Below are 21001 nucleotides of genomic sequence, written 5' to 3'. Positions count from 1 at the left end.
AAAAGGAGTGATACATCATATGTCAACCATAAATTCAGGCGTAGCTATGGTCAAAGTTTTAGAAAGTTGGGGCATTGATCATATTTATGGTATCCCTGGCGGCTCTTTTAATTCCATCATGGATGCTTTATACCAAGAAAAACACTCTGTTAAATATATTCAAGTTCGTCATGAAGAAGTAGGAGCACTTGCTGCCGCGGCAGATGCAAAATTGACTGGTAAAATTGGTGCTGTATTTGGCTCAGCTGGTCCTGGAGCTACACACTTAATCAATGGGCTGTATGACGCACAAATGGATCATGTACCAGTAGTTGCATTTCTTGGTCAAGTCGCTTCGACTGCAATGAATTATAATGCTTTCCAAGAATTAAATGAAAACCCTATGTTTGCCGATGTTAGTGTCTATAATAGAACAGTAATGACACCAGAAAGTCTCCCTCATGTAACCGACGAAGCTATCAAAGCGGCTTATAAATACAATGGTGTTGCCATAGTAACTATCCCAGTTGATTTTGGTTATGCAGATATCGAAGACCAAGAATTCAGTACAGCCTCTACACACCAGAACAATGTTTTGCTACCAAAAAAAGAGGAAGTAATCAAAGCTTTACCATACATCAGTGAAGCAAAGAAACCTGTGCTCTATATTGGCCAAGGGACTCGTGGAGGGTTTGAACAAATCAAAGCTTTCTCAGAACATTTTTCAATGCCTGTTGTTTCTTCTGTATTAGGAAAGGGGATTGTTCCAGACAACTATCCTAATTTTCTTGGTTTTGCTGGGCGTGTCGCTACCAAACCTGCAAATGAAGCATTGGCTGAAGCTGATTTAATTTTCTTCGTAGGAAGTGATTTTCCTTTTGCCAAATACTTCTTCAATCCTGATGCTAAATTTGTACAAGTAGATATTGATGCGTCAAAATTTGGTCGTCGACACCAAACTTCATTAGCTATTTTAGGAGATGCTATCACAACATTGCAAACTCTGGTTGAAGTTGGAAAATCACGTCCTTCAGATAACTGGTTACTTGCGAACCAAAAAAATAAAGAAAATTGGGTCAACTGGCTTCAATCATTTGCAACCAAAGCTGATAAGCCAATTCGTCCCGAAGCTGTATACAATGAAATCAATCGTATTGCAGAAGAATCAGCTATTTTTGTAACAGATGTCGGTAATACAACGATCCAATCTATTCGTCTATTAGATTTAAATGGTCAACAAAAGCATACAACATCTGGTTGGTTTGCCACGATGGGTTACGCCGTTCCGGCTGGGATTGCTGCAAAATTAAGTTATCCTGAACAACAAGTTTTTACACTCAGTGGTGATGGTGGATTTGCAATGGTCATGCAAGATATTATTACTCAAGTAAAATATCAATTACCTATTATCAATGTTGTTTTTTCAAATGAATCCTTTGGTTTTATCGAAGCTGAGCAAGAAGATTCTGAGCAAAATAAATTTGGCGTCTTTTTGGAAGGTGCTGATTTTGGAAAAGCAGGAGAAGCGTTGGGGGCTGATGGTTTCACAATCACTGAATTCTCACAATTGCGACCTGCATTTGATGCTGCGGCAAAATCAACTCGCCCAGTAGTCATCGATGTCAAAATTTCAGATAAGCGTCCATTACCAGTTGAAGATCTACATCTGGATCCTCGTCTTTATTCAACTGAAGAAATTGAAAGTTTCAAACAAAAATATGAAGTACATGACATGCCAGTCCTTCATGAAATTTACGAAAGTCTATAAAAAAATAGCGTATGCTCAAAAAGCATACGCATTTTTTTTGTTTTTTTATCTAAATGCATAAACAATATGAGTGATTCCAAACATCATAAAGTAAAAACCAACTAAGAAACTCAAAGTTAATGCTGAAGAAATTGGGTTAAAAAGTAACACGATACCTAAAAAGATACCTAAAATATTGATAATAACTGTAAACCAATAATATCCTGTACTGATATTTTTTGCCAGATCAGTAACAAATAAAGCAAACACCGAATCAATAATAAACCAAATAGCAAATACAAAAGGCAAGGCCATCACACCTGCATTTACGTTAAACAGCAAAAAGAGTCCAATTAGAATATCAATAATTCCAACTACTAAAGGCATTTTTGCTTTATAACCGGTTAATTCTTTCAAGCGATTACGACCAATAATTTCAAAAATTCCCTTTAAAAAAGCAAATACTGCAAATACCATAACAATTGCCACTAAATTTCCAACTGGGTCTTGAAATGATAATAGCGATACAATTACAAATAAAATACCTATCAGTAGTGATCCCCAATCAACCATTCTTCTATTTTCATTCATTTTCATACCTTCTTTCTTTTATTTACATAACTAATACTAGACGCACTTTCGACGTGCGTCAAAAGTTATGCTGTCTATCTCGCTAAAAATTTTTCAGCAAAATTTTTAAGTTCCACGTGAAACACAATTAAAATTGGTATTACCTTGAAACTTTTACCTTTCCCCTTTATAATTCTATAAGACTCAAATTCGTCAAAACTACTATAAATATAAGTGAGGAAAAAAATTGATTACTGTAAATGATGTAAGTTTGCACTTTTCAGATCGCAAACTGTTTGATGACGTTAATATTAAATTCACTCCGGGAAATTGTTATGGATTGATTGGTGCAAATGGAGCAGGTAAATCAACTTTCCTTAAAGTTTTATCTGGAGATTTACAACCTTCAACTGGGAATGTTACTTTAGGTCCTAATGAACGTATGGCTGTTTTGAAACAAAATCATTTTGATTATGAAGAATATACTGTTTTAGAAACTGTTATCATGGGACACAAACGATTGTATGAAGTAATGAAAGAAAAGGATGCTTTGTATATGAAGGAAGACTTTTCTGATGCTGACGGCATTCGTGCTGCAGAATTAGAAGGAGAGTTTGCTGAGCTAAATGGTTGGGAAGCTGAACCAGAAGCAGCAGTTTTATTACAAGGCTTAAATATCCCTGAAGAACTACACCATCAATTAATGAGTGAATTAACTGCTGGTCAAAAAGTAAAAGTTTTACTGGCGCAAACACTTTTTGGTAAACCTGATGTATTACTGCTGGACGAACCTACCAATGGACTGGATATTCAATCAATCAATTGGTTAGAAGAATTTTTAATTGAATTTGAAAACACTGTAATCGTAGTATCACATGACCGTCACTTTTTGAACAAAGTTTGTACGCACATGGCAGATTTGGACTTCGGTAAAATCAAACTTTATGTCGGAAACTATGATTTTTGGTTAGAATCTAGCCAACTTGCAACAAAACTTCAAGCAAATGCAAATGCCAAAAAAGAAGAACAAATCAAAGAACTACAAGAATTTATTGCGCGTTTCAGTGCAAATGCTTCGAAATCTAAACAAGCAACTTCACGTAAAAAAATGCTAGAAAAAATTACGTTAGATGACATTCAACCGTCTTCAAGGCGCTATCCATTTGTTGGATTTAAACCTGAACGTGAAATTGGAAATGATCTTTTACAAGTAGATAATGTGAGTGTAACCATTGATGGTAAACAAATCTTAAAAGATATATCATTTACTTTAAACAAGGAAGACAAAGTTGCTTTTATAGCAGATAATGATATCACAACTACTACATTGTTTAAAGTAATCATGGGCGAAATCAAACCCGATACTGGGACTGTTCGCTGGGGTGTAACAACCAGTCACTCTTATTTAGCGAAAGATACTACAAAAGAATTCAATACTGATTTAACGATCCTTGACTGGTTACGTCAGTATGCAAGTAAAGAAGAAGACGACAACACTTTCTTGAGAAGCTTCTTAGGACGAATGCTCTTTTCTGGAGAAGAAGTCTTAAAACCAGTTAACGTTTTATCTGGGGGAGAAAAAGTTCGCTGTATGCTTTCAAAGATGATGCTTTCAAAAGCAAACGTCTTAGTGCTCGATGATCCAACAAATCATTTAGATTTAGAGTCAATTACTGCTCTAAATGATGGATTGATGGCTTTCACTGGTTCTATCCTATTTGCTTCTCATGACCATCAATTTATCCAAACACTAGCAAACCGTATTATTGCTGTTTCTGATAAAGGTGTAATTGATCGAGCAGATACAACCTATGATGAGTTTTTAGAAAATCCTGATGTCAAGAAAAATATGGATGTATTATTTTCATAAAACCCACAAAAAAGCGTAGGGACAATTAACTGCCCTACGCTTTTTTTATTATGGATTAACGACTCGTCCCCATTGAAAAGATAGCAATGCAACCATAACCAGTATGGCTAGCAATCGTTGGTCCTAATGGATAAAGCACAATATTTTTTACTTGGATTTTTTCTTCTAATTGTTTCTTAGCTTTTTCAGCACTTTCTAAATCTCCTGCATAAGCAATATAAATGGTTTGTTCAAGAGGTGCTACAATTGATTGGATCGTTTCATCAACAATTTTTTGAATGGATTTATTTCTTCCACGAACCTTATCAACGTTTGTTAAACGTCCTGCTTCATCAACGGTAATGATAGGTTTTACACTTAAAATACTTCCTAATGTCGCACTTGTCTTAGAAATTCTTCCCCCACGCTCAAGATGTTTTAAATCATCAACAGTTACCCAAGAGCGAACTTTTAAATAATTATTCTTCAACCACTCTAAAACTTCTTCAAGAGGCTTTCCTTCTTCTTTTAATCTGGCTGCAGCTAAAACCAACAGTCCTTCACCAATACTAGCCGCCTTTGTATCAAAAACATAAATTTCTGGATTCTCGTACTCTTCCTTCAATAGCTCAACAGCTTGCATTGCACTACTATAAGAACCGCTCATTGCGCTAGAAAAAGCAACATAAAGGACAGGAATCTTTTTTTCAACATATGATCGGAAAAATTCTAAATAGCCACCCACATTTATTTGTGAAGTGGTTGGCATTGCTTCACCTTTTAATTCATTCATATATTTTTCATAATCAAAAGTTTTTCCTAAGTCGTCAATTAATTCTTCGCCATTTAGCTGGATTTTCATTGATAAAAAGTCGACATTTATTTCTTTTAATACCTGATAAGGTAAATCACAACAAGAATCAGTCACTATTTGATACACATGATTCAACTCCTTTTTTATTCTTAACCCGCCTAACTACTACATTATAACAAACGTCTTGTAATCAAAAGGAATTTATGGCTATTATTTACGAAAAAACTTGAAGCAACATGAATAAATTCAAGGTTACTTCAAGTTTCAGTTGTTTTATATTAAAAAGTTTTCCCAAGATAACTCACTTCTAAAAGAAATGTCCTGATTCAGTTATCTATATGGGCTAAAAGTGTCTTAAATTTGCGCCCACACGCTTTCTAAGATGTTTGTTTGGTTTCTATCTGGTCCAACTGAGAAAGTAGAAATACGCACGCCTACAAGCTCTGAGATACGTCTTACATAATTACGAGCATTTTCTGGTAATTCTGCTAATGTTTTACAACTAGTAATATCTTCAGACCAACCTGGTAATTCTTCATATACAGGTTTGCAACGTTTTAATTCTTTCAAGCTAGCTGGGTAATGATAAATTAATTCTCCATCTAATTCATAAGCTGTACAGATTTTTACTGTGTCTAGGCCACTTAAAACATCAATAGAGTTAAGTGAAAGGTTCGTAATCCCTGATACACGTTTTGAATGACGCATAACAACTGTATCAAACCATCCAACACGACGTGGTCGGCCAGTTGTTGTACCATATTCCCGACCAACTTTACGAATTTGTTCACCAGTTTCATCAAATAATTCAGTTGGGAAAGGACCATCGCCTACACGTGAAGTATAAGCTTTACATACACCAACCACTTTATTGATTTTTGATGGGCCAACGCCACTACCAATTGTTACGCCTCCAGCAACTGGATTAGATGAAGTAACAAATGGATATGTTCCTTGATCAATATCCAACATAACACCTTGTGCACCTTCGAATAACACGCGCTTCCCAGCATCTAACGCATCATTTAAAATGACTGAAGTATCTGTCACATATTGTTTGATTTGTTGACCATACTCATAATATTCTTCAAAAATTTCTTCGAATGAAATTGGTTCAGAGTCAAACATTTTAACAAATTGACGATTTTTGTCTTCTAAATTCATACGTAAACGTTCTTCAAAAATTTCTTTATCTAATAAATCTGCGATTCGAATCCCTACACGTGCTGCTTTATCCATGTATGCAGGTCCGATTCCTTTGATCGTTGTTCCAATTTTATTCTCGCCTTTCGCATCTTCTTGCAATTGATCTAATTTAATGTGGTATGGCAAGATGACATGCGCACGGTCAGAAATTCTTAAATTGTCCGTCGTAATATCTTTTTCGTGTAGATAGGCAAGCTCTTTTACTAAAGATTTAGGATTAACAACAACACCATTCCCAATCACACTGATTTTATCTTTGTAAAAAATCCCAGAAGGAATTAAATGCAGTTTATACGTAACACCACTAAATTTAATTGTATGTCCTGCATTATCGCCACCTTGGTAACGTGCGATTACTTCTGCGTTCTCACTAAGGAAGTCAGTGATTTTTCCTTTCCCTTCATCGCCCCATTGTGTACCTACTACTACTACAGATGACATTCGAACACCTCATTTTATATTATTTGATCCTGAACTATTGTACCAATTTACACCTATATATTCAAACAAAATCGAATGATATTTTATTTTATTTCGTAAAAACGGTTTATTTACGAACAATTTACTAATTATTTAAAAAATTTCTATAATAAAAAAGCTCGGCTTTACTGTCTACACAATAAAACCAAACTTTTCTCAAATAAAATCATTTAGAATTCTTCCCTTGGTGAAAGTGAAGAAAACTTATTGTATTCTTTTATAAAAAGTAACTCAACAGTCCCACGTGCGCCACTTCGGTTTTTTTCAATGATCACTTCGATTACATTATCATTTTGCGGTTCTGTCGCCTCTCCGTCTTCGCCGCCTTCACGATCATAATAGTCATCACGATATAAGAACGCCACGATATCGGCATCTTGCTCAATGGATCCAGATTCCCGGATATCACTAAGAACTGGACGTTTATCTTGTCTCTGTTCTACACCACGTGAAAGTTGGGATAAAGCAATGACAGGTACTTTTAACTCTTTTGCCAATTTTTTCAGCTGACGTGAAATATCAGACACTTCTTGTTGGCGATTTTCTCGTCCACTTCCTTCAATCAATTGTAGGTAATCAATCAAGATTAACCCTAAATTTCCTTTTTCTTGTGCCAGTTTTCTACACTTCGCACGAATTTCAGAAATTTTAATACCCGGAGTATCATCAATATAAATATTTGCTCGTGACAAGCTTCCCATAGCGACAATTAAGTTGGACCACTCTTCTTCTGACAACTGTCCCGTTCGTAAATGACTAGCTTCAATAGATCCTTCTGCACAAAGCATACGATTTACTAACGATTCCGCACCCATTTCTAAACTAAAAATTGCTACAGAACGATCTGTTTTTGTTCCCACATTTTGAGCAATGTTCAGAGCAAATGCTGTTTTACCTACTGCAGGACGAGCAGCAATAATAATTAATTCTTCCGCTTGGAACCCTGCAGTCATTTTATCTAAACCTTGATACCCTGTCGGCAAACCAGTAATCTCTTCATTATTTTGTGCAAGCTGATCTATATTTTCAATCGTAGAGTTCAAAACTTCTGCAATTGATAAAAAACCACTACGATTTCTTTTTTCAGATACTTCTAAAATACTTCGTTCCGCATCATCTAAAATCGACTGAACTTCTTCACCTTGCTCGAAACCCTTAGTTACAATTCCAGTTGCGGTTTGGATTAAATTTCGCAGTAAAGATTTTTCTTCAACAATTTTGGCATAATAAGCCACATTTGCAGCTGTAGGTACTGCCAAAGCAAGTTCTGAAAGGTAACTCAATCCTCCGGCATCTTCTAAAAGATTTCCTTGCTCTAATCGATCTTTCACAGTCACAACGTCTATTGCTTCATTCCGATCATTCAATTCAATCATTGTTTCAAAAATAATTTGATGACCACGACGATAAAAATCTTTTGGCTCTATGTATTCCATGGCATCAATGATCGTTTCTGCATCAAGAAAAACAGAGCCTAAGACTGCTTGTTCCGCTTCAATATTTTGCGGTGGGATTCGATCCTGCCACACTTCACTCATACTTATCGCTCCTTGTCTTCAGTTGCTTCATTTTACAAGAAAATAACTGAAATGTACACCGTAAGAAAGGAGGTGTGACAAGGAATTGTCATACCTCCTTTCTCCAAATAAATAGTGTTTCCCAAGCAACGCCTCAGATAATTCATAATTGTTCAAAAACATGTGGAGCTATTTTTGACAGTTTTTTTTTTCGAAGCTGATCATTTGGAGCCACAACTTTATTCACGGTGTTCTCAAAACAGCCGCTTTGTACTTTTTATTCTTGTATAACATGTACCTTAATTATCGCAGTTACATCATGATGCAATTTAACTGGCACATTGGTGTAACCTAAAGCTCTGATCGGTGTTTCCAATTCTATTTTTCGTTTATCAATTTTTACTTTATATTGTTTGTTCAAGCCTTCTGCAATTTGTTTTGATGGAATTGATCCAAACAAACGACTGTCTTCACCAGCTTTTGCTTTGATTTCAACAACTGTGTCTTCTTTTTCAAGAAAATCTTTTAATTTTTTTGCTTCAGCTAAAATTTCTGCTTCATGCTTTTCCTGCGCTTTTTTCTGTCCAGCTAATTGACTGATGCTTCCTTTATTAGCTTCCTTGGCTAAATTATTTTTTAATAAATAGTTTTGTGCATATCCAGTTGGAACTTCTTTAACGTCCCCTTTTTTGCCTTTTCCTTTTACATCTTGTAAGAAAATTACTTTCATTTGGCCTACTCCTTATCATATATTTGATTTATATTGTTATGAATTGCTGCCAATAACTGCTCTTTTGTTTCTTCAACCGTGGTATTTTCCAATTGTGTCGCTGCATTAGTAAAATGGCCACCGCCACCTAAAGATTCCATGATGAGTTGGACATTGATTGTTCCGCTACTTCTTGCACTAATCCCAATCAAGCCATCCGTTCGCTTAGTAATAACAAATGCAGCATTAATATCAATCATTGACAGCAGTGTATCAGCTGTTTTAGCGGCAATAACACTATTATACTCTTTCTCATTTGTTCCTGCTGTTACAACAATATCTTCTGTCACATACTCACTGTGCGCAATTAGATCACTGATTTCTAAGTAAGTATCTAAATCAGAACTTAATAAATATTGTACTAATGATGCATCTGCTCCGCAAGACCTTAAATAACTAGCCACATCAAATGTTCGAGCTGTAGTTCTCACATTAAAACTATTCGTGTCTACAGTCATCCCAGCAAGCAAAAGAGTTGCTTCAAAACGATCAAGTTTATTGATTCTCGTACTTTGATATTGAATCAATTCTGTGACCAATTCTGAGGCTGATGACGCGGAGGATTCAATATAAGTTAATAATGGTTTATTGGGAAATTCTTCTCCTCGTCGATGATGATCAATGATAACAATTTTGTCAAATTGGTCGTATAAGCTCTGTGAGATTGATAATGACGGTTTATGATAATCTACCATAACTAACAAATCATTATCCTGTTTAATCTCCATCGCTTGCTCTGGCGAAATTATTTGAGCTTCTAGTTCTGGATGCTTATGAATTTCTTCTAAACATCTGGAAACATCTGGTATAATTTCGTCTTCATTAATCACAACATATGCTTTTTTTTGATTGAATCGTGCCAAACAACTAACACCGAAAGCAGAACCTAAAGCATCCATATCTGGAAAACGATGTCCCATAATAAACACATCACTTGTTTCCGTAAATATTTTCCGTAATGCAGTACTCATTGCACGGGATCTTACTCTTGTTCTTTTTACATTTTTTGCTGATTTCCCACCATAGTAAGTTGGTTTTGATCCCTCATGAACTTCTTTAACAACAACTTGGTCGCCCCCGCGAACTAGAGCAATATCTAAATTATTCTGCGCTTCATCGCCAATTTCTTCTAACGTTTTTTGCCCATATGCAACACCCATGCTTAGTGTAATCGGTAAATTTTGTTTCTCCGCTTCAGCTCTCAATCGGTCCAACAAATCGAATTTCTTTTCCATCATCTTTTTTAAGTCAATCATTTGTGCAAAAAAGAAAAAACGCTCTGCGTTTATTCTCTTATAAAAAATATGATATTCGTCCATCCAATCAGAAATCAAGGTGGTAATGAATGAATTTAGATAAGAAATTTCTTTATCATCTAATTTATCAATTGCATCTGCATAGTTATCAATTGACAAAATTCCAATCACGGGTTGTACATTTGTTTGATGCAATTTTAATAATTGATTTTGTGTAACGTCACTGAAGTAAATAACCCCTTTGATTGTATCTAAATCAAACTGAAAGGTTTTATCTGCTAAATATAATTGATTTTTATTTTTTTCCTTTGCAGAGAAAAAAGCATCCAATAATTCAGTTTCCGATAACGCACTCTTATCTTTTATATCTAGAGCAAAGGGATTTAACCATTCGATTTTTTGTGTTGTTGGCTGGTAAGCGATTACCCCTACAGGCATAATTTCTGAAACATATGCAAGGTTGGTTTCTGCCACAGTTGATGCTTGTTGAATTTTCTCTCGATTCCTTAAAACTAACCATCGACTCACTTTCAACCAATAACGGAACCAAAGCGCATTCATGATCAGTACAATTAATGCACTAATTAATCGAAATGGAAACACTAGAATGACCGTAACTTCAATTAGAATAAATAAAAAAAAGAAGAATGGTTTAGGGGTAAAATTTAAATTTTCATTTTCCATGTTCTCCCTCCCACTAATAATTAGTTCAATTTTACCATATTTTCATCATTACAAGCGACTAACATCTATATTGCTCACTAAATCAAAAACTAGTTCTCTTTTATATAAAAAAGAAGCAACAACCTTTTAGGTTGTTGCTTCAACTTTTACAATTTATTAGTCTTCACTAACGAAAGGTAGTAAGCCCATAATACGAGCGCGTTTAATTGCAACAGTAAGTTTACGTTGGTTTTTAGCGCCAGTACCAGTTACACGACGTGGCAAAATTTTACCGCGTTCTGAGATAAATCTTTTTAGCAATTCGATATCTTTATAATCGATATATTCAATATGATTAGCAGCAATGTAGTCTACTTTACGACGTTTACGTCCGCCTCTTCTTTGTTGTGCCATTCTATTTCCCTCCTATCAATTCGTTTAGAATGGTAAATCATCATCTGAAATGTCAATCGTTGAACTTGAACCAAATGGATCAGTTGTATCACGATCAAAATCAGGCATACCGTTGGATGATTGAGATGTTTGATTAAAGTTATTGTTTCCACCAAATGTGTTTGTTGATTGGTTTGAGCTTTGATACCCGCCACTTTGTTGACGATTCTCTGATGCAGAACGAGATTCCAATAATTGGAAGTTATCAGCTACTACTTCTGTAACATAAACTTTTTGTCCTTGTTGATTATCATAAGAACGTGTTTGAATACGTCCGGTAACACCTAAGAGTGTACCTTTACGTGCATAGTTAGCCATTGTTTCTGCTGATTTACGCCAAATAACGCAGTTAATAAAATCAGCCTCTCGATTTCCACTTTGGTTTGTAAAATTACGATTTACGGCCAGAGTAAACGTTGCTACTGCAGTTCCGTTTGATGTATATCGTAAATCCGGATCTTTAGTCAGACGTCCAACTAGTACAACATTATTAATCAAAACAGCCATCTCCTCTCATCGTTTTCTTTTGTTCCATGTGAAACAAATTAAGCTTCTTCTTTAACAATCATGTGACGAACGATATCGTCGTTGATTTTAGCAAGACGATCAAACTCATTGATTGCACTTGCATTTGATGGAGAAGACACTTTAACGATGTGATAGATACCTTCACGGTAACCGTTAATTTCATAAGCTAAACGGCGTTTTTCCCAATCTTTAGATTCGATAACTTCAGCTCCGTTATCTTTTAAGATTGTATCGAAACGTTCGATTAAAGCAGTTTTTGCTTCTTCATCAATGTTTGGACGAATAATATACATGATTTCATATTTCGTATTTTCCATTGATTTCACCTCCCTATGGACTTTAGGCTCTTGTTATTCCAAGAGCAAGGAGAGTTTTCTAATATAATTAGACTACTCACAATCTTTAATTATACACGTAAGCCACTCTTTGCGCAACAAAAAAATAAGAGTACCTTAAAAATTAAGGTACTCTTATTATACATGATTTTCAAAGAAAATTTTTATTCTTCTGTTGTTTCTTCTACATCATTTTCTGAATTTACATCTGCAACTTCTTCAATCGCTTCAGGTTCAACTGCTGCCATCGTTACAACTTTCGTATCAGCTTCCATTTTCATTAAACGAACACCTAATGTTGAACGACCAGTTTGAGAGACAGTTGATACATTAAATCGAATAATGACACCTTTATCCGTAATCAACATGATATCCTCTTCACCAGTAACAGTCGTTAATCCTGCCAAAGGACCATTCTTTTCTGTAATATTAGCCGTCTTAATTCCTTTACCACCACGACCTTTTACAGGATACTCGGATACTTTTGTGCGTTTTCCATATCCTTTTTCTGTAATTACAAGAACTTCATGATTTTCTGTCATCAAAGCTGCGCCAATGACATAGTCTTCTTCCCTTAAACGAATTCCCCTTACACCAGAAGCTGTTCTACCCATATCACGGATAGCCTCTTCTTTGAACGTAACAGAGTAACCATTGTGTGTTCCAATAATAATGTTCGATTCGCCATTTGTTAGTAAGACATTGACTAACTCATCACCATCTTTTAATCCGATGGCGATCAAACCATTACTTCTAATATTAGAAAATGCTGTCACCGCTGTCCGTTTTACAGTTCCGAGGCGAGTAGTAAAGAACAGATAATGGCCTTCTTCTGCCTTCCCTGTCACAGCAATAATTGCTTGGATTTTTTCACTAGAATCAATTCCAAGTAAATTAATAACAGGAATTCCTTTAGCAGTTCTCCCATATTCTGGAATTTCATATCCTTTTGCACGATATACTTTTCCATTGTTCGTGAAGAATAGTAAAGTATCATGGGTTGAACAAGATACTAGATTTTTTACAAAATCATCATTATGAACGCCCATACCTTGTACACCACGTCCACCACGTCTTTGGGCTCTAAATTCGTTATTAGCAACACGTTTGATGTAACCATTATTTGTCAAAGTAATAACGATTTCTTCTTCTTCGATTAAATCTTCATCTTCTAGGCTCAAAACTTCACCAACTAAAAGTTCTGTCCGACGTTTATCGCCAAAACGTTGATTTAACTCAGCAAGTTCCGTTTTGATGATTTCAGTAATTCGTTCTGGTCTAGCTAAAATATCTGTCAAATCTGCAATTAGTTTTAGTAACTCTTGATATTCATTTTCGATTTTTTCACGTTCTAAACCAGTTAATCTACGAAGACGCATATCTAATATGGCTTGTGCTTGACGATCTGACAAAGCAAATCGTTCAATCATTGTTGCTTTTGCAATATCGTCAGATTTTGATCCACGAATAATAGCAATAATTTCATCAATATGATCTAACGCAATTCGTAAACCTTCTAAAATGTGTGCTCTTGCTTCAGCTTTTTCTTTGTCAAAAATTGTACGACGTGTAATTACTTCACGCTGATGTTCAACATAATTTTCAAGAATTTCTTTCAAACTTAAAACTTTTGGAACACCTTTTTCAATTGCTAACATATTGAATCCAAACGAGTTTTGTAGTGAAGTCATTTTATATAAGTTGTTCAAAATAACAGAAGCACTAGCATCACGGCGAATATCAATAACAATACGCATTCCTTCACGAGAAGATTCATCTCGTAAATCAGTAATTCCTTCAATTCGCTTATCCCTATGAAGTTCAGAAATTCGTTCAATTAGTTTCGCTTTATTTACCATGTATGGTAATTCTGTAACTAAAATTCGTTCTTTCCCATTTGGCATTTCAGTGATTTCAACTTTTGCACGAACAGTAATTGATCCTTTACCTGTTTCATATGCACGGCGTATTCCAGATTTCCCCATAACTAGACCACCAGTTGGAAAATCAGGTCCGGGTAACACTTCCATTAGTTCATTTGTCGTAACTTCTGGGTTTTCTATCAATAAATCAATTGCTGCCACAACTTCTGATAAATTATGTGGTGGAATGTTTGTTGCCATTCCTACCGCAATACCAGTTGTTCCATTGACCAAAAGGTTAGGGAACCGAGCAGGAAGAACTTCTGGTTCCTTTTCCGTATCATCATAGTTACTTTGGAAATCAACTGTATTTTTGTTAATGTCTCTTAGCATTTCCATAGCAATCTTACTCATTCGAGCTTCTGTATAACGCATTGCGGCAGCTCCGTCACCGTCTACAGAGCCAAAGTTTCCATGACCGTCAACTAGCATATAGCGATAGCTAAATGGCTGAGCCATCCGAACCATAGATTCATAAATAGCACTGTCACCGTGGGGATGGTATTTACCCATAACATCCCCAACAATTCTGGCTGATTTTTTATGTGGTTTATCAGGTGTCACACCTAATTCATTCATTCCGTACAAGATACGACGATGAACTGGTTTCAATCCATCTCGAACATCAGGTAATGCACGAGCTACAATAACACTCATTGCATAATCGATGAAGGAGTCTTTCATTTCATTGGTTAGATTGACATCATGGATGTTTTCACTAAATTTTTCACTCACAATTCTTTTCCCCCTTCATGATTAAATATCTAAGTTTTTAACGTAGTGTGCATTCTCTTCAATGAACGCACGTCGAGGTTCTACGCGATCTCCCATCAGCATTTCAAAAATTTGGTCTGCAGCAATTGCATCATCTACAGTTACACGAGCCATCATTCGATTAGCAGGATCCATGGTTGTTTCCCATAGTTGATGGTCATCCATTTCCCCTAGACCTTTATAACGCTGAACATTTGGTTTAGGTGATGAAGGTAAGGTCGCAATAATATTTTTCAAGTCCTCTTCTGCATTTTTTCCAGGCTGAACATAAGTGATTTTCTTTCCTTGTTTTACCCCGTATAAAGGTGGTTGTGCAATATAAACATAGCCTGCCTCTACGATTGGACGCATGTAACGATAGAACAGTGTTAATAGTAATGTTCTGATATGAGCGCCATCGACATCGGCATCGGTCATGATGACTAATTTGTGATAACGTGCCTTTGATACATCAAAATCTGCTCCAAACCCTGTACCCATTGCTGTAAATAATGAACGAATTTCCTCATTGGCTAAAATTTTATCCATACTTGCTTTCTCGACGTTTAAAATTTTCCCACGAATTGGCAAAATTGCTTGGAACTGTCGATCACGTCCTTGTTTTGCTGATCCTCCCGCAGAGTCTCCTTCGACGATGAATAATTCACACTTTTCAGGGTCATTACTTGAACAATCCGCTAATTTTCCTGGTAAATTACTAATTTCTAGTGCGCCTTTGCGTCGAGTAACTTCACGTGCCCGTTTAGCAGCTAAACGTGCTTTAGATGCTAGTAATCCCTTATCAACGATTTGTCGCCCAACACTTGGATTTTCAAGTAAAAATTTCATAAAATGTTCACTAAACAAGCGGTCTGTTACAGTACGAACTTCAGAATTCCCTAGTTTTGTTTTCGTTTGACCTTCAAACTGTGGATCGGGATGTTTAATTGAAATAACAGCTGTTAAACCTTCGCGAACATCTTCTCCAGTTAAATTGTCATCATTTTCTTTCATCAATTTTTGTTTTCTTGCATAGTCATTAACAACGCGTGTCAGTGCCGTTTTAAATCCAGATTCATGTGTTCCACCTTCATATGTATGAATATTATTGGCAAAACTCATAATATTTGAATGATAACCATCTGTATACTGCATTGATACTTCGACTGTGATATCTTGCTGCTCACCTTCCAAATAAACTGGCTCTGGGAACAAGACATTTTTACTGTTATTTAAAAATTCGACGTAGCTCTTAATACCACCGTCATAATGATATTCTTTAATAACCGGTTCTTCTTCACGCTTGTCTTCAATTGAAATATGCATGCCACGATTTAAGAAAGCTAATTCTCTAATACGTGTTGCCAATTTATTAAAATCAAAAACAGTTGTTTCAGTGAATATTTCTGGATCTGGAATAAAATGAACAGTTGTTCCATGACGATCAGTTGTGTCAATAATCTTCAAATCATCGACAACTGCACCTCGACGATATTCTTGATAATAAACATTTCCATCTTTATAAACTCTGACATCTAACGACGTAGACAATGCATTAACAACAGAAGATCCTACACCATGAAGACCACCAGACACCTTGTATCCGCCACCGCCAAATTTACCTCCAGCATGCAAAATAGTAAAAACTGTCTCAACAGCAGGACGACCTGTTTTAGCCTGAATACCAACAGGTATACCACGACCATCATCAATGACTGTTATGCTGTTGTCCTTTTCAATAATTACATGAATAGAAGTAGCAAAACCAGCTAATACTTCATCAATTGAATTATCAACGATTTCCCATACTAAGTGGTGTAATCCTTCTGAGCTTGTTGTCCCAATATACATCCCTGGACGTTTACGAACGGCTTCCAGTCCTTCTAATACTTGAATCTGACTGGCATCATATTCTTTAGCGCGATCCACTAAACTTTTTTCTTCTGTCATTCAGTTTCGTCTCCTTTTATTTTTCCCTGTTGAACATAGAATATTTCTGGCTCAACGGTCATTTTATTTTTTACATGGTCAAGTGTTGTCGTTGTTAAAAAAGTTTGGACTTTTCCTTCAATAGTCTCCAACAAATGTAATTGGCGGTTATCATCTAATTCACTCATCACATCATCCAATAACAAAATTGGATACTCACCTGTCTCTTCTTTAATCAAATCGATTTCGGCCAATTTTACACTTAAAGCAGTAGTTCTCTGCTGTCCTTGTGAACCATAAATTTGAACGTTTTTTTCATTGATAAAAAAATGAAGGTCATCTCGATGGGGTCCTACTGTTGTCGTACCTCGAAATAGATCCTTTTTTTGATTTTTCACTAATTCTTCTAAAAATTGTTTTTGAATTTGTTCTTGTGTTTGATTTTCTAAAGAATTAAGCGTAGTCACATATTCAATTCTTAGCTGTTCTTTTTGATGCGTGATTTGTTGATGTAGTGAATTGGCCCAAAATTCTAATCTTTTAATAAATTGGCTTCTAGCTTTTAACACTTTACTTCCAAAGTCTGCCAATTGTTCCGATAAAATATCTAGATAAAGCAAATCTGATTGTTTTTTTTCACTCAATTGCTTTAAATATTGATTTCTTTGTTTCAAAATTGACTGATATTGAACCAAATTATACAGATAAATAGGATTAATTTGGCCTAATTCCATATCTAAAAATTTTCGTCGTATCTGAGGGCTACCTTTCACTAATGATAAATCTTCTGGTGCAAATAAAATGACATTTAGCTGCCCAACATAACTACTTAATTTTTTTTGTTCAATATGATTGATTTTAGTTTTACGTCCTTTTTTAGATAGTAAAATCTCTAAAGGAAGTTTAGAAGAACCTTTACTAATTTCTCCCTGAACAAGCGCTTGTTCTTGTTCCCAGCCAATTAGTTCCTGCTCACTGGTTGTACGATGACTTCGTGTCATAGCCAGTACATAAATGCTTTCTAATAGATTCGTCTTTCCTTGAGCATTCTCCCCCAAAAAAATAATCAAATTCTTGGAGAAATCCATAGTTAATTCATCATAGTTTCTATAATTTTTAAGGTGGAGCTTATTCAGCCTCATTATTCACTTTTCCTTTTTTTACCATAAAAAAAGTTCCTACATCTGGAACTTCAATCATCATCCCGGGATAAAGTTTTCTTCCACGACGGTTTTCTGGTTCACCGTCAACTAAAACAGTATTTTCAGCTAAATACCACTTTGCTTGGCCACCACTACCAATAACAGTAGTTTCTTTCAACATTTGGCCCAACGTCATAAATTCTGTTTCTAAAATGACTTGTTGTTTCAATATCCATCCCTCATTTTCATTATTAAACATAGCATTATTATACCTTTTTTTGAGGAATAAAACAAATTTTCCCACATATTTTCAAATATAAGAAGATTTAATTCTAAAAAGGTCTTTTGAATAAAAAGAAACAGAAAGCCTTAAAATTGATTTTAGGGCCCTCTGTTTAAAAATTTATTTTTTCTATTTCTTTTCAAAGTATTTTGCAAAAGAGTGAAAAAAAGATTAATTTGTTCGAACTGGCGTGATTAATTGAATAAATTGAACACCTTCTTCAGCTGGTTCTAGTGTGAACGGACGAATAGCTGAAATGAATTTAACTTTGATACTCATATCCCCAAATGCACGTAAAGCAGCTTTCATGTAGTCTGGATTAAATGAAATTTCTAATGGATCTCCACTACTAGTCGTATAAGTTAGGCTTTCTTCTACTTTACCAATTTCAGGTGAGTTTCCATATAACACAACTGAATCTGGATTAATAGATAGACGAACAATGTTATTGCGACCTTCATGAGACAATAATGAAGCACGTTCAATCGCAGCTAATAAGCTTGGTACTGAAAATTCAACTTCTGTGTTAAAGCTTGATGGGATTAAACGATTTGTATCAGGATAGTTTCCTTCTAGTAAACGAGAATAGAAGAACATTGTTTCTGTCTTAAAGAGTACTTGGTTTTCCATGATACTAATTTCAACAATCTCTTCTTCGTTTGTCAACGAGCGAGAAAGTTCTGTCAAGCTTTTACCAGGGATAACAATATCAAAATGATCAGCTGTTTGTTCTACTGGTATAACTCGTTGACTTAAACGATGTGAATCTGTAGCAACAGCCAATAAAGATTCATCCGATAAAATTAAATGCACCCCAGTTAAAATTGGGCGACTTTCATGTTGAGAAACAGCAAAAACTGTTTCATTAATCAGTTTATTTAATACATGTACTGGTAATTTCATTTGGTTATGACTTTCAACAACTGGTAAATGTGGGTAATTATCTGCATCTAATCCATTGACAGTAAAGTTAGCTTTACCAGAAGTAATTGCTACCTGTTTATTTTCTAAAACTTCCAAAGTAAAATTTTCTTCCGGTAAACGACGAATAATTTCACTGAAAAAGCGTGCTTGTAAAACAATTGAACCTGTAGATTCAATTTGCATTTGAGCTTTTTCGTTTTCAACAGATAAAAGTGTTTCAATTGAGATATCTGCGTTGCTCCCTGTTAAAGTTAAACCTTCTTCAGTTAACGTGATTTTGACCCCAGTTAAAATTGGGATAGTCGTTTTACTTGAGATAGCTCTTTGAACAGTTTGTAGTTCTTGCATAAAGCTAGCTCGATTTAAAGTAACTTTCATGATGAATCTCCTTTTGATTAGTTAATTTATTATTAGTTAATTAAAATAATAAAAGTAATAGGGCATGTTAATTTTGTGGAAAACTAGTGAAACCATAATTGTCCGTAGAAAAAAAGACTGTGGACAAACTGTGGATAAAAAAAGAAAAACTTTCATATTTATCCACAAACTAATTAAGTAAGAAATTTTTGATTTCTGAAACTTCATTTTGCATGCTCATGCTTGAATCCATCAAATGTTGAATTTTTTCATGTGCATGGATGACAGTTGTATGATCTTTTCCGCCAAATTCAGCACCAATTTTTGGTAATGAACTGTCTGTGAGCTCGCGTGCAAGATACATCGCAATTTGACGTGGAACAACAATAGACTTGACACGTTTCTTCCCTTTTAAATCTTTCAGCTGAACATGGTAATACTTAGCAACTTCTTCTTGGATTTGTAAAATAGTCAATTGAGAATGACCTTTTCCAGATTTTAATGTCTTTAAAGCATCAGCGGCCAAGCTAGTTGAAATATCTGAGCTATTGATTGCGGCAAAAGCTTGAACTCGAACCAAAGCTCCTTCAAGTTCGCGAATGTTCGAGTCTATTTGACCTGCAATATAACTTAAGGTGTCATCTGGGATCTCTAATTGCTCAGCAGCAGCTTTTTTTCGTAAAATTGCTGTTCTAGTTTCCAGATCTGGTGGCGTGATATCGACAGAAAGTCCCCAAGCAAAGCGTGAAACTAGGCGTTCCTGTAGTTTTGGAATTTCATTGGGCAAACGATCACTTGTTAATACGATTTGTTTACCTTCATTGTACAGTGCATTAAATGTATGGAAAAATTCCTCTTGGGTAGCTTCTTTTTCTGCAAAAAATTGAATGTCATCTACTAATAGTAAATCAACATTCCGATATTCTTGGCGAAATTCTTCAGCAGTTTTATTTTGGATTGAATTGATAAAATCATTTGCGAAAGTTTCGCTGCTTACATATTTTACTTTTGCATTTGGTTGGCTTAACAACATTTGATGACCAATTGCATGCATCAAGTGAGTTTTACCCAAACCAACACCACCATAAAAGAAGAGTGGATTATAAATAGATCCAGGATCTTCTGCTACAACTAATGCTGCAGCATGCGCCATTTGGTTTCCTTTACCTATGACAAATGTATCAAAAGTGTATTTAGGATTTAACATGGCTTTTTTTATCGGGGCAACGACAGCTGGCTTCTCATTTTTTTCAATAACGATTTCTTCTTGTTCAATCTCATCACCAGTGACAAAACGTGGAATAATTTCATCTTCAGTCAACATATAGCCAACTTCAACAATTTTTGTAGCTAGATTTTTCTCCCAATATTCTTTGTGAATCTTACTTGGAACCTCTAAGACAAATTGATGCTTGTCTAGTGAGCGAGGTATTGCAGTTTCAATCCAAGTATTATAACTCGCTGGAGATAAATCTCTTTGATAAGTAGTTTTTAATTCGTTCCATAAAGCATCGAGGGATACCAT

Annotated in this window: 17 protein-coding genes; 2 read left to right on the top strand and 15 right to left on the bottom strand. The window is 35.3% G+C overall.

The features are described 5' to 3' along the window. Nucleotides 1–19: 19 nt before the first annotated feature. Nucleotides 20–1747, top strand: a complete 1728-nt coding sequence (gene spxB, locus AC4BC3_RS00085; protein ID WP_206907792.1) for a pyruvate oxidase — start codon at nucleotides 20–22, stop codon at nucleotides 1745–1747. A 45-nt stretch (nucleotides 1748–1792) separates the two neighbouring features. On the opposite strand, the gene AC4BC3_RS00080 is transcribed toward spxB, so the two are convergent. Next, complete coding sequence (locus AC4BC3_RS00080; protein WP_206907794.1) at nucleotides 1793–2317, bottom strand: DUF308 domain-containing protein; 525 nt, start codon at nucleotides 2315–2317, stop codon at nucleotides 1793–1795. 226 nt (nucleotides 2318–2543) lie between these two features. Between AC4BC3_RS00080 and AC4BC3_RS00075 the strand changes: the two genes are divergently transcribed. Next, nucleotides 2544–4166 (top strand): ABC-F family ATP-binding cassette domain-containing protein, encoded by a 1623-nt coding sequence (locus AC4BC3_RS00075; RefSeq protein WP_490466662.1) that lies wholly within the window; start codon nucleotides 2544–2546, stop codon nucleotides 4164–4166. A gap of 55 nt (nucleotides 4167–4221) precedes the next feature. On the opposite strand, the gene AC4BC3_RS00070 is transcribed toward AC4BC3_RS00075, so the two are convergent. The 14 genes from AC4BC3_RS00070 to dnaA all read right to left on the bottom strand — a co-directional run bounded on the left by AC4BC3_RS00070 (nucleotide 4222) and on the right by dnaA (nucleotide 21001). Further along, nucleotides 4222–5085 carry a DegV family protein gene (locus AC4BC3_RS00070; protein WP_206907806.1) on the bottom strand — a complete coding sequence of 288 codons (864 nt, stop codon included), beginning with the start codon at nucleotides 5083–5085 and terminating at the stop codon, nucleotides 4222–4224. Between the two features lie 228 nt (nucleotides 5086–5313). Beyond that, nucleotides 5314–6606: an adenylosuccinate synthase gene (locus AC4BC3_RS00065; protein ID WP_490466661.1), complete on the bottom strand. Its 1293-nt coding sequence runs from the start codon at nucleotides 6604–6606 to the stop codon at nucleotides 5314–5316. Between the two features lie 209 nt (nucleotides 6607–6815). Beyond that, entirely contained in the window at nucleotides 6816–8183 is a 1368-nt protein-coding gene (gene dnaB, locus AC4BC3_RS00060) for a replicative DNA helicase (RefSeq protein WP_206898959.1), read from the bottom strand. A gap of 256 nt (nucleotides 8184–8439) precedes the next feature. Further along, complete coding sequence (gene rplI, locus AC4BC3_RS00055; protein WP_206907811.1) at nucleotides 8440–8892, bottom strand: 50S ribosomal protein L9; 453 nt, start codon at nucleotides 8890–8892, stop codon at nucleotides 8440–8442. 5 nt (nucleotides 8893–8897) lie between these two features. After that, entirely contained in the window at nucleotides 8898–10871 is a 1974-nt protein-coding gene (locus AC4BC3_RS00050) for a DHH family phosphoesterase (protein WP_206907813.1), read from the bottom strand. Between the two features lie 156 nt (nucleotides 10872–11027). Next, nucleotides 11028–11264: a 30S ribosomal protein S18 gene (gene rpsR, locus AC4BC3_RS00045; protein ID WP_016623165.1), complete on the bottom strand. Its 237-nt coding sequence runs from the start codon at nucleotides 11262–11264 to the stop codon at nucleotides 11028–11030. 24 nt (nucleotides 11265–11288) lie between these two features. Then, nucleotides 11289–11801, bottom strand: a complete 513-nt coding sequence (ssb, locus tag AC4BC3_RS00040) for a single-stranded DNA-binding protein (protein WP_206898961.1) — start codon at nucleotides 11799–11801, stop codon at nucleotides 11289–11291. 47 nt (nucleotides 11802–11848) lie between these two features. Further along, on the bottom strand, nucleotides 11849–12148 hold the full coding sequence (gene rpsF, locus AC4BC3_RS00035; protein WP_067483652.1) for a 30S ribosomal protein S6: 300 nt from the start codon (nucleotides 12146–12148) through the stop codon (nucleotides 11849–11851). Nucleotides 12149–12330: 182 nt separating this feature from the next. Then, the gene (gyrA, locus tag AC4BC3_RS00030; RefSeq protein WP_206907815.1) at nucleotides 12331–14823 is read right to left on the bottom strand and encodes a DNA gyrase subunit A; all 2493 of its coding nucleotides are present in this window, start codon (nucleotides 14821–14823) and stop codon (nucleotides 12331–12333) included. Between the two features lie 21 nt (nucleotides 14824–14844). Then, a complete protein-coding gene (gene gyrB / locus AC4BC3_RS00025; protein ID WP_490466660.1) occupies nucleotides 14845–16791 on the bottom strand; it encodes a DNA topoisomerase (ATP-hydrolyzing) subunit B in 1947 nt (648 codons plus the stop codon). Beyond that, complete coding sequence (recF, locus tag AC4BC3_RS00020) at nucleotides 16788–17912, bottom strand: DNA replication/repair protein RecF (protein WP_490466659.1); 1125 nt, start codon at nucleotides 17910–17912, stop codon at nucleotides 16788–16790. Before recF ends, gyrB begins: the two co-directional genes overlap by 4 nt. Then, entirely contained in the window at nucleotides 17899–18141 is a 243-nt protein-coding gene (gene yaaA, locus AC4BC3_RS00015) for a S4 domain-containing protein YaaA (protein ID WP_067483660.1), read from the bottom strand. The genes recF and yaaA overlap by 14 nt, the downstream gene beginning before the upstream one ends. A 225-nt stretch (nucleotides 18142–18366) precedes the next feature. Beyond that, nucleotides 18367–19497, bottom strand: coding sequence for a DNA polymerase III subunit beta (gene dnaN, locus AC4BC3_RS00010; RefSeq protein ID WP_490466658.1), 1131 nt, complete (start codon nucleotides 19495–19497; stop codon nucleotides 18367–18369). Nucleotides 19498–19666: 169 nt separating this feature from the next. Continuing rightward, a complete protein-coding gene (dnaA, locus tag AC4BC3_RS00005; RefSeq protein ID WP_490466657.1) occupies nucleotides 19667–21001 on the bottom strand; it encodes a chromosomal replication initiator protein DnaA in 1335 nt (444 codons plus the stop codon).

This window comes from Enterococcus sp. AAFC-DPL-6103 (genome assembly GCF_058216595.1).
The sequence above is the reverse complement of the archived record's forward strand: the minus strand, read 5'-3'. Positions and strand labels throughout refer to the sequence as shown.